The sequence below is a fragment of the Pseudoalteromonas sp. PAST1 genome (assembly GCF_021532515.1).
Lineage (GTDB): Bacteria > Pseudomonadota > Gammaproteobacteria > Enterobacterales > Alteromonadaceae > Pseudoalteromonas > Pseudoalteromonas simplex.
On sequence record NZ_JAKGBH010000035.1, the window covers coordinates 34,124 to 45,617 of the forward strand.

Consider the following 11,494-nt stretch of genomic DNA (forward strand, 5'->3'; position numbering starts at 1 on the left):
AAAATGAAATTTTCACACTTTTTTATCCAGCGACCCATCTTCGCAGCGATGCTGTCGCTTATATTTCTCATTGCAGGGGCAATTTCGCTATTTCAATTGCCAGTGAGTGAGTACCCTGAGGTTGTACCGCCAACGGTTGTAGTTACAGCAAATTACCCGGGTGCTAACCCAACGGTGATTGCCGAAACAGTGGCAACGCCACTTGAGCAAGAAATCAATGGTACAGAAAACATGTTGTATATGTTTTCACAAGCAACCAGTGATGGCCGCATGACTTTAACAGTTACTTTTGCATTAGGTACTGATTTAGACCGTGCACAAGTTCAAGTGCAAAACCGTGTTAACAGTGCGCTACCACGCTTACCACAAGAAGTTCAGCGTTTAGGTGTTGTAGCCGAAAAATCATCACCTGATTTAACCATGGTGGTGCATTTGTATTCACCTGAAAAAACGCATGATACAACTTACTTAGCGAACTATGCTGATTTGTATATCAAAGACCAAATTGCTCGCTTAGGCGGCGTGGGTGATGTGCAAATGTTTGGTGGGGGTCAATATTCAATGCGTGTTTGGCTTAACCCTGATGCACTCTCTGCTCGCGATTTAACAGCAATGGACGTAGTAAATGCATTACGCGCTCAGAACCAACAGGTTGCTGCGGGTAGTTTAGGTGCGCAACCTACCTCGAAAAGTAATCAATTTCAAATTCTGATGAATGTAAAAGGGCGCTTAAGCTCACAAGAAGAATTTGAAAATGTGATCATCAAAGTAGGTGAGCAAGGTCAGCTTACACGCCTAAGTGATGTAGCACGCCTTGAATTAGGCCAAAACACCTATGCATTAAGAGCGATGTTAGATGGTCAACCTGCACTTGCAATGCCGATTTTCCAGCGCCCAGGTTCAAATGCGATTGAGCTTTCTGATCAAGTGCGTGAAACCATGAAAGTATTATCAAAAGACTTTCCGGCAGGTGTTGAATACGACATTGTTTATGACCCAACTGTATTCGTACGCGGTTCAATTGATGCTGTTATTAAAACGCTACTAGAAGCAATCGCATTAGTTGTAATCGTTGTTGTGGTGTTCTTACAAACTTGGCGTGCATCAGTAATCCCACTGATTGCAGTACCGGTATCTTTAATTGGTACGTTTGCGGTTATGCAATGGTTGGGGGTTTCGATTAATACCTTATCGCTATTTGGTTTGGTTCTTGCCATTGGTATTGTTGTTGATGATGCCATTGTTGTGGTTGAGAACGTAGAGCGTAATATCGAGCAGGGTTTATCACCACTTGAAGCAACCCGTGTTGCAATGACAGAAGTAACAGGGCCAATTATCGCCATTGCACTTGTATTGTGTGCGGTATTTATTCCAACGGCATTTATTACGGGTTTATCTGGTCAATTTTATAAGCAATTTGCTTTAACCATTACTATTTCGACGGTTATCTCTGCGTTTAACTCGTTAACACTATCGCCTGCGTTATCGGCGTTACTATTAAAAGGTCATGATGCAAAACCAGATCGTTTAACTAAACTATTAAACCGTGTATTTGGTAACTGGTTATTTAAACCTTTTAACCGCTTATTTGATAAAGGCGCCAATGGCTACGAAAAGCTGGTACAAAAGCTAATTCGTATGAGTGTGATTGTATTAGTTGCTTATGTTGCACTTGTTGGTGGCACAGTAAAATTGTTTGACGCAGTACCAGGTGGTTTTATCCCACAGCAAGATAAGCAATATTTAGTGGCTGTTGCACAGTTGCCTGATGCGGCAAGTTTAGACAGAACTCAAGAAGTCGTGCAAGAAATGGAAAAAATTGCATTACAAGTACCGGGTGTTGCAAACACAGTATCGTTTCCTGGTTTATCGGTGAATGGTTTTACAAATAGCCCTAATAGCGGCATTGTATTTACACCGCTTGCCCCTTTTGAGGAGCGTCAAGATCCGAGCATGTCGGCAATGGCGATTGCGGCTCAGTTAAATCAAAAGTTTGCTAGTATTGATGAAGCATTTGTTGCGGTATTCCCGCCACCGCCAATTCAAGGTTTAGGTACAACGGGCGGCTTTAAACTGCAAATTGAAGACCGTGCAAACAAAGGCTTTGAAGCACTCTTTAACAGTTTACAAGCAACCATTGCGAAAGCGCAGCAAGACCCTGCATTAATGGGGCTTTATTCAAGCTTTAGAATTCAAGTACCGCAAATGGATATCGACATTGACCGTGAGCAAGCGCTTATCCAAGGTATTCCACTTGATGAAGTATTCAATGCATTACAAGTGTACTTAGGTTCTGTGTATGTGAATGACTTTAACTTGTTTGGTCGTACTTACCAGGTTAATGCGCAAGCTGATGCTGATTACCGCCAAGATCCTGAGCAAATCTTGAATCTTAAAGTACGTAACCGCATGGGTGAAATGGTGCCATTAGGCTCTGTATTAACGGTCACACCAACAACAGGCCCTGATCGTGTAATGCACTACAATGGTTACCCTACAGCTGAATTAAATGGTAGCCCAGCACCAGGTTATAGCTCTGATCAAGCGCAACATGCGATTGAAGCAATCCTTGCCGATACATTACCAAATGGTATTGAGTTTGAGTGGACAGAAGTAACTTATCAGCAAATATTAGCGGGTAATACCATGGTGTATGTTTTCCCACTTGTTGTATTGCTTGTTTTTATGGTACTTGCAGCGCAATACGAGAGCTTAAGATTACCACTGGCTATTATTCTGATTGTACCTATGACGATTTTCTCGGCACTGTTAGGTGTGTGGTTTGTTGGTGATGACAACAACATTTTCACGCAAATCGCATTAATCGTACTGGTTGCACTGGCAAGTAAAAATGCCATCTTGATGGTTGAATTTGCACGAGATCAGCATAAAACGGGGTTGTCTCATCTTGAAGCTATCATCAAAGCGTGTCGCTTACGACTTCGCCCAATTTTAATGACGTCAATTGCCTTTACGGCAGGCGTTGTACCTCTTGTTTTAGCCACAGGTGCAGGTGCAGAGATGCGTCATGCCATGGGTAACGCGGTGTTTTCAGGTATGATTGGTGTAACCGTGTTCGGCTTATTGTTCACCCCGGTGTTTTATATGTTAGTCACTAAAAAATCGCAGAAGGAGCAACATGATGCATAAGCCTCTTCATGCAATCTTTAAACACGGCAAACTAGTTAGTGCAATGCTGTTAGCTGGAGCACTGGCTGGCTGCGCACAAAGCGTCGATATGCAAGAGCAACAAGTGAGCCTGACAAAATTTGTTAGCGATACACAAATTGGTGAACAAAACGAAGGTGCGAGCGAAAATAATTGGTGGCGCCGTTTAGATTCGCCGCAGTTAAACAATTTAGTAACTGATGCATTAGCAATGAATCACGACTTAAAAACCAGTCAACTTCAGCTTGATGCAGCCATTGCCCGTTTAGGTGCAGCCCGCGCGGATTATTATCAGCAGGGCAGCCTAAGCGTAGGCGCAGAGCGCAGCAGTTTAGATGGTGTTATTACGCGCCAATCAAACGCAGGTGTTAATGTTAATTGGCAACTTGATTTGTTTGGTCGTATTACCGCACTTGTCGATGCTGCTAATGCGGGCGCGCTAAACCAAGCAGAGCAGTTAAGAGCATTGCAGGTTGAAGTGGTCTCAGCCGTGGTGCAAGGCTATGTAAGCTATCAAGGTAATGTGCAAAAGCAAGCTATCATTGAAATGCAAATCGAGGCGCTCGAGCAAAGTATTGATGTGCTCAAAGCGCGAGTAGAAGAGGGGGTTGCAAATGAGCTTGATCTTAACCGTACTCTTGCGCAGTTAAAGCAGCAACAAGCGCTTATTCCTGAGTTTAGTTATTTGCAATATCGTGACCTCGCAACCCTTGCGGTACTAACCGGGCGACTTGCAAGCGACATAACCTTGATAGAAGAGCCTGAGTTACTCAGCCAAGAATTTAGCGTGTCGTTTAATAAAGCCAGTGAAGCAATGGCACTCAGACCAGATATCACCAGTGCTTTGTATCAGTTTAGTCAGGCTTATTCGCTAAGTGTTGCCGCCTCAAAAGCATTACTGCCAGATATTAGTCTGGCCGGGTTTGCAGGTGTGGTGAGCTTAACCAGCAATGGCTTAGAAGATACCGTGCAACAATGGCAAGTAACGCCAAAAGTTGAATGGTCATTACTCAGCTATCCTGCATTATTAGCGCAGCGTGATGCACAGCAGTTTTTAAGTGAAGCCGCTTACAGTGACTATCAAAGTAAAGTATTAAAAGCCATTAGCGATAGTGAACTTACTTTACAAAGGCTAGTCAAACAGCAGCAACAGTTAAGTTATGCTGATCAGCGTTTTAATTATGCGAATAAAGCATTTGGTCAAGCTCAAGCAATGTATCAAGAAGGACAAATTCCTTACTTAGAGTTGTTAGATGCGAGACAGGATGTTTTAATAGCGCAAGAGAACGCTGTTGATTCAACAATTGCTTCATTACAGGCCAAAGTAAGTGCTTATCAAGCGTTTAATGGTCGCTGGAGCTTTGAACTAAACAACCTTTAACCCAGAGTATTCAATGTCACATATTCAACAAACTACAGATCTTCCGTCAACAATGCGCGCGCTCGCACTGCTTGAGCCAAATGACGCGATTGCGTTATCTGAGCTCTCTGTGCCAGTACCGAGCCCTGAAGGCAATGAGCTCTTGATTAAAGTTGAATATGTGGGCTTAAATCATGGTGATGCCAACTTTGCAAAACAAGGTTTTTGTAAATGGCATTACCCGCATGTATTAGGCCATGATGCAGTTGGGGTGGTTGTTCAGGCAAATAAAGGTGTATTCCCTGGTGTTGGCGCGCGTGTTGTATGGCACGCCAGTCTTGGTGACCAAGGTGTGTTATCTGAATACACAACGGTACCAAACTATGCAGTATCGGTTGTGCCAGATAACGTTTCACCTGCAGACGCTGCAACCTTACCTTGTTCAGGTATGACGGCATTAATTGCTCTTGATAAGTTGCAGCTAAGCGAAGGGGATTCACTGTTTATTGATGCAGGTGCAGGCGGCGTTGGCCAATTCGCTATTCAATTTGCCAAGCAACGTGGTGCAACCGTGTTTACCACTGCCAGCAAACACAATCATAAGTTACTTAAGCAATTAGGTGCTGATGTTGTATTTGATTACAAAGACCCAAAACTTGAAGATAAAATTCGCCGTGAATTAGGCCCGCAAGGTTTTGATGCGGTGCTTGATTGTATTGGTGGCGATACCACTATTCGTAACGTTGAGCTAATGCGCTTTTGTGGCCGTATTGCTTGTTTAAATGAATTACCTAAATTTGAACAAGAACTAATGTTTAGACGCGCACCAAATATTGGCATTGTATCGTTAGGCGGAGCGTGGCTTGCAAATAGCTTATGTGCGCAGCAAAAGCTAAGCTTTATGGGTAACTTATTACTCGATAATGCAGCCCGTGGCGAGATAAAACTGCCACAAATTCATGCCGTTGATTTTACCGCAGAAGCTGTTTCAGCAGCTTTTAATAAACAACTTGCTGGTGGTTTTACCGGAAAACAAGTTGTGCAGGTAAGCGGTTAATCTTGCAAACTCACTGCCCAATCATACTGTTTGATGGTCAGTGCAATCTGTGCCATTTTTGTGTGCAGTTCATTCTTCGCTTTGATAAGCAAATAACCTTTAAGTTATGCCCAATGCAAAGCGATAAAGGTGAGCGTTTATTAAAGGCTTATAAAGTTAAAGATCCACTTTCCTCCATGTTAGTAATTGATAAAAACCAGCTATATAAACAAAGTGACGCTGTGTTATTTATCGCGACACAATTAGGTTTTCCTTTCTCTTTGGCTAAGGTGTTTAAGCTACTGCCAAAAGGTTATCGCGATCGTATATATGATTGGGTTGGTCGTAATCGTTATCGGTTTTTTGGCAAGCAAACACAGTGTAAGTTACTGACCGAAGAACAAAAGCAGCACTTTTTATAAACATTTTAAGTAAAGCTTGCTATTCTCATTATTGGGAACAAATAACAATAATAAGAATATGAACATCCTCTTTCTAATCTTTAGTTCGGTCTACATTGCTTCATTGCTATTACAACCATTATTTCCTCAGCCTTTTTTGGCGCTATTTAAAACATTACCAATCGGCCTATTGATTGTGATGGTGTTAAAAGCACGCAGTCAGTTACAAAGTCGCACTTTTATCACTTTATTATTCGCTCTTAGTTTTTCAGCACTAGGTGATGTGTTGCTAGCCCTTGATACGGGGCAACTGTTTATAGGCGGTTTAGCGGCATTTTTTGTCAGCCACGCTTTTTATATCATTACCATGTTGCCAATCAAAAACTGGCGACTAGACGTTGTACTTCTTTATCTATTTTTGGCCATCATCGTTTTTTGCTTATTCTATCCAAACTTAAATGACATGCTTGTTCCGGTAATTTTCTATATGTTGGTGCTCACCATAATGGCAAGCTTTACTTGGATGACAGATAAATCGAACGGCTTTTTAGTGTTAGGTGGAGCTGTGTTTGTTATATCAGACTCTATTCTTGGCCTTAACCGTTTTTATTTAGAAATAGCGCATGCAGATATTGCAATAATGACAACGTATTACATTGCACAGCTTTTGTTAATTACTGGTTTTTTAAATTATTATTCAAATAAGTAACTGCAAGACTTTACTAGCTATGTAGTAAGCTTTTAGCGGACAAAATGATCTTAGTTCGTCTTTTTGTATTGTTGCTATTAGTGGGTTTAAATGGGTTTTATTTGTTAAAACACTGTATTTAAATGAAAAAAGTTGTTTGGTGATTGTTGCATTCTAGTTCCTTTGTATTAAACTTTCCCACCTAGAGCGCACTGACAAGATGTTAGCGTGCTTATGTTTTGGATATATAGCCCATTGTTATATTTCCTAGCATTTCTAGTTAATAAACCATGGAAAGGCTTATATCTCCAAAGTGTTCTTTTATTCGTAATAACGATTAAATTATTTAAGGATTAAATAATGAAACACCCTCGCAATTTTGCGCTTACCTTAATTGCTACTTCATTGTTAGCAGCATGTGGTAGCGATAATGACAGTAATGATGAAAAACAAAATATTGCACCTGTTATAAGCGCAGAGAGTCAAGTTAGCTTCGATGAACTTACAACTTTAACTCTTGAACCTGAAGTAATGGATTCTGATGGCACTATCAGCAGTTATCAATGGGCACAACTTTCAGGCCCAGAAATGGATTTATCAAATACGACTGACGCTACTTTTTCAATTACCGCCCCCGAGGTAGATGAAGATACGACTGTTGAAATTGAATTAACAGCAACAGATAACCAAGGTGCTTCGACTAAACATACAACAACATTGACTATTAAGAATGTATTAATTGCTCCTGTAATTGATGCTAAAGATCCTCAAGAAATCAATGAAAATACAGCGGCCACCTTAAATCTTGAGGCATCTGATCCAAATGGTGAAATTATCTCTTATGCTTGGTCGCAAGTAAGTGGCGTTGAGGTAGAAATAGCTGATAGTTCAACCACTAACCTTGAGTTCACAGCCCCAGATGTAGACTTTGATGAAGAGCTTCAATTTGAGCTTCTTGTTACTGACAACGATGGTCAAACATTTACTCAAACGCTTGATGTAATTGTTGTCAATGTACCTACAGATGCGCTTGGTTCACCTAAAGGCTTAGAAACCATTGAGGTTAACGGAAGAAGCGTCGAAGCAGCTCAAGATGAACTACTAGTACATTTAAAAGAAGATATTACTCTTGAAGAGCAACAGGCAGTGCTCGATAAAATTGATTCATTGGGTGGCTCATTAAATAGCTACGACAAAAAATTAAAATTAATGCAAGTAAGGGTAAGAGATACAGCTGAAGAGTCTGTATTAATTAATGACCTAGCAAACCTAGAAGGGGTTCGTCACTCTGGATTAAATGAAATTGTAGTGCCAGATAGCCTACGTGAAAATCCGATAAAATTTAAAAAGCCAAAATCGAATAAATCGATGCAGCTGACAATGGCTAAGAAAGTAGCAAGTGTTGAAGATGAAGCGACTTACACAGGGGATTATTGGCACAGCATCATTGCTGCAGATAAAGCATGGCAAGCTATTGAAGAAGACAGTTTAGAATCAGTAAAAGTAGGGGTTGTTGATACAGGTATTTCAGATACACAAACTAGTTTAGATGAGTCACGACTATCTCGATTACAGATATTAGCAGACGGAGGTTATGTAACCACAGATACTGACGATACTGATTCAGAGCATGGTTTGTGGGTTACTAGCTTTGTTGCAGCGCATAATATGACAGAGGGTAAAAGTTATTCGGGGGTTAACCCGTATGCAAATGTAATTCATGCCGATGTCTACTTTAGACGTTGTGATGGAATTTTAAGTGCGGCTGATTGCCCATTTGGCATAGGCGAGAAAACATTCGTAACTGACTTAATTGCTGGTGCTAAAGCAACAATCGATAATGGCGCAAGTATTGTTAACTTATCTTGGGGTGATACAAGTAAGTGCTCAGATCCAACAGAAGTAAGGTTACAAAGTCGTCGCAGCTGGCGATTAAATCAAACTAACCTTGTTGAATATGCAAAATCAAAAGATGCGTTACTTATATATTCTGCAGGTAACAACTGCGAAAAAGCTGATCACCAACTTTTACTATCTGAAGATGATATTGGCGCTGATGCGTGGAAAACAAACGCGCTAATTGTTGCTGCGACTGATAGTAGTAATATGGATGCTACTTTTTCACGTATGGGAGAAGTGGTAAATATTGCCGCGCCTGGTGTGGATTTAGGTTGGGGTAATGGTGAAGTTGGAAGCGGTACATCATATGCTGCGCCTTTAGTCACAGGTTCTGCTGGTTTGATCAAAGGTATCAACTCATCGTTAAAAGCAGCTGAAGTTCGTGATATTTTACTTTCAACTGCAAGTAATACTGTTGTTTTATCTGATGAGTCTAAAGATGTAGGTACAACAACACCCACGAAATTATTAAACCTTAATTCTGCAGTTAAAACAGCGCAATTAACAGTGGACTCTGATCTTGAAGTTATGGCAGCTACTTCATTGAGCAAAGGCTCCGAAATTAATAAAACCATCGAGTTTTCTTTACCAGAAACAACTGTAAATGCATTAGATATTATGTTTCTAATTGATGTTAGCGGTAGCTATGACGATGATATTAGTAATTTAAAAACACAAGCTGATGCAATCCTTGATAACTTAACTGGTCGGGGTATTAACGTAGCCTTTGGTGTATCGGCATTTTCTGATTTTCCAATTGATGGCTATGGTAGTGCAGGAAGTGGTGATGAAGCGTTTTATTTACTTCAAGAAGTCACGACTAATGTTGATGATGTGAAATCAGGTATTACTAGTTTAGAGACCTTTTATGGTGGTGATTATCAAGAGTCACAACTTGAAGGCCTTTATCAAGTAGCAACAGGTGCAGGACGCGATATTAACGACGACGGTCAATACACAGACGCGGGTGAAATATCGCCTTCTAGCATTGGTTGGCGTGAAGGGGCATTAAAAGTTGTGCTACTTGCGACCGATGCCGCTTTCCATGATTCTGATCTCGAAACTGACTATCCAGGTGCAGGTTTTACACAAGTTATTAGCGAGCTTCAAGATAACGGCATCACGGTGTTTGGACTTCAAAGTGGTAGTAACAGTGATACAACAGAAGATATTAACCGTGTTGTAAGCGCAACGGGCGGTGTATCATTTATGCTATCAACAGACAGTAATGAAATCGCGGATAGAATCTCTGAAGCATTAGATGAAGCGCTGAAAGAGATTGATATTTCGATTGAACATATCTCTGGAGAAGAGTGGGTAGCTAATATCACACCAGAAGTCATCCAAGCGGCTAAACCAGGTGACACAGTAACTTTTGATGTAACATTGCAAGGCGTTAAAAGTGCATCAATAGAACCACTAAACTATGAAGTTATTTTATGGGTTAGAGGTGATGAAAGTGCTGTTCTAAGAAGGGTTGTTCTACCTATTACAGTTCCTGTAGCAGAGTAAAGTAATAGCGGGTATTTTTAGTAAATACCCGCTTTTTTAGGGGCAATAATGTTTAAGCGTTTTTTTATTTTACAAACCCTTATGTTTACGAGCTTTATAAGTGCTTGTAAGCAAAATCAAAATGAGTGCGTTTACGAAGGTTTAAAGTATGAATGTGGTGTACTCGTTTTGTCTGTAGCAAAAGAATATGTTGAGTCTGCTGAGTTAGCTGATTTTTCAAAAGTGAATAGTGGCTATTTAAGATTAGAAGACCCTGAGCTCGGGCGTGTAATCATTGAGTTCGATAAAAACATAGAGCCAAACTTATTAAAATTTCACATTCAAGCACTTAGCAGTATCAAAGGAGTGAAAAGAGTTCATTACTTACCTGCAAGCCAGGTTGATTAACTAGATAACATATCAGTGATTATGCGTTTTTTATGTTATTATACGCGCGTTTTAATTTTCGAGATTTTCCATGGCAAATACAGCGCACGCACTGCACATTCTTGTTAAGCACAAAGAACAAGCTGAAGACATTATCAAGCAACTTAAAAAAGGTGCTAAGTTTCAGACTTTAGCTAAAAAACATTCAACCTGTCCGTCGGGTAAAAAAGGCGGCGATTTGGGGGAATTCAGACGCGGGCAAATGGTGCCACAGTTTGACAAAGTAGCATTCAGCGGCGAAATCTTAGAACCACATCTAGTGAAAACGCGCTTTGGTTGGCATGTAATTAAAGTGCTATACAGAACTTAAAAATTAAAGCCAGCTTAAAACTAATAAGACACGTCGTTAGCCCTAAATATTTATTTTTAGTGAGTTGAAGCCTGTGGTTTTAACTCATTTTTGGACAAAAACACGTTAGAGTATTTAATCAGTAACGCCGCAAATAAACGGCTAAAAATAGTTGGCTATAATTTGTGAGGCACGAACAAAGCCAACTGTTTTTTGTCCGCACTTTTAATTTGCTTTGTTATATGCCGCTATCTCGAGTAAAGGTGAGCTAGTGGTGTAACAAGCAAAATAGTTAAAAGTATTAGCCCAGACCACACTATGTAGCCCGTAACTTTGGATAGTGATAAAACAACCTTATCACCAGATTTGGTGAACAGAACTCTTGAAACAGCTATTAAACCAAATGAGACAAGGTAAGTAGTAAGTGTCACTGAGACACCAAGCGAAATCCCTTCTCCATTGCTCCCATAAAACTTATAGAGCATCCATAATGCACTTAAAAAGCGCTCACCTACACCATATAGCATGATAAAACTTATAAGAAGAAACACCAAAGCTGTAGAACGGCTCAAAAATATCATAGGCATATAGACATAATGACTCCCACACGGTGCTAGCCTCCGCTTTTCGTGGGTTAGCTTAATGACAAAGCCAGAGCCATAATTAGTTTGTCAAATAACTAAACAGCAGAGGCTAGCATGAACAAACATAGCAT

8 protein-coding genes are annotated in these 11,494 nt (G+C 40.5%); all 8 read left to right on the forward strand.

Translation table 11 applies throughout. From position 1 onward, the window contains the following. Positions 1 to 3 precede the first annotated feature (3 nt). The 8 genes from L1272_RS16190 (at position 4) to ppiC (ending at position 10,800) form a co-directional block, all read left to right on the forward strand. Complete coding sequence (locus L1272_RS16190; RefSeq protein WP_054552138.1) at positions 4 to 3,150, forward strand: efflux RND transporter permease subunit; 3,147 nt, start codon at positions 4 to 6, stop codon at positions 3,148 to 3,150. Continuing rightward, a complete protein-coding gene (locus L1272_RS16195; RefSeq protein WP_235373864.1) occupies positions 3,143 to 4,549 on the forward strand; it encodes a TolC family protein in 1,407 nt (468 codons plus the stop codon). Before L1272_RS16190 ends, L1272_RS16195 begins: the two co-directional genes overlap by 8 nt. 13 nt (positions 4,550 to 4,562) lie before the next feature. Continuing rightward, positions 4,563 to 5,585 (forward strand): zinc-binding dehydrogenase, encoded by a 1,023-nt coding sequence (locus tag L1272_RS16200; RefSeq protein ID WP_235373858.1) that lies wholly within the window; start codon positions 4,563 to 4,565, stop codon positions 5,583 to 5,585. Between the two features lie 2 nt (positions 5,586 to 5,587). Next, positions 5,588 to 5,986, forward strand: coding sequence for a thiol-disulfide oxidoreductase DCC family protein (locus L1272_RS16205; protein WP_268841511.1), 399 nt, complete (start codon positions 5,588 to 5,590; stop codon positions 5,984 to 5,986). 58 nt (positions 5,987 to 6,044) lie between these two features. Continuing rightward, on the forward strand, positions 6,045 to 6,674 hold the full coding sequence (locus tag L1272_RS16210) for a lysoplasmalogenase (RefSeq protein ID WP_235373860.1): 630 nt from the start codon (positions 6,045 to 6,047) through the stop codon (positions 6,672 to 6,674). A gap of 339 nt (positions 6,675 to 7,013) precedes the next feature. Beyond that, entirely contained in the window at positions 7,014 to 10,064 is a 3,051-nt protein-coding gene (locus L1272_RS16215) for a S8 family serine peptidase (RefSeq protein ID WP_235373861.1), read from the forward strand. A 48-nt stretch (positions 10,065 to 10,112) separates the two neighbouring features. After that, positions 10,113 to 10,451 (forward strand): hypothetical protein, encoded by a 339-nt coding sequence (locus L1272_RS16220; RefSeq protein WP_235373862.1) that lies wholly within the window; start codon positions 10,113 to 10,115, stop codon positions 10,449 to 10,451. Positions 10,452 to 10,521: 70 nt separating this feature from the next. After that, positions 10,522 to 10,800: a peptidylprolyl isomerase PpiC gene (ppiC, locus tag L1272_RS16225; RefSeq protein WP_055021968.1), complete on the forward strand. Its 279-nt coding sequence runs from the start codon at positions 10,522 to 10,524 to the stop codon at positions 10,798 to 10,800. Positions 10,801 to 11,494 lie beyond the last annotated feature (694 nt).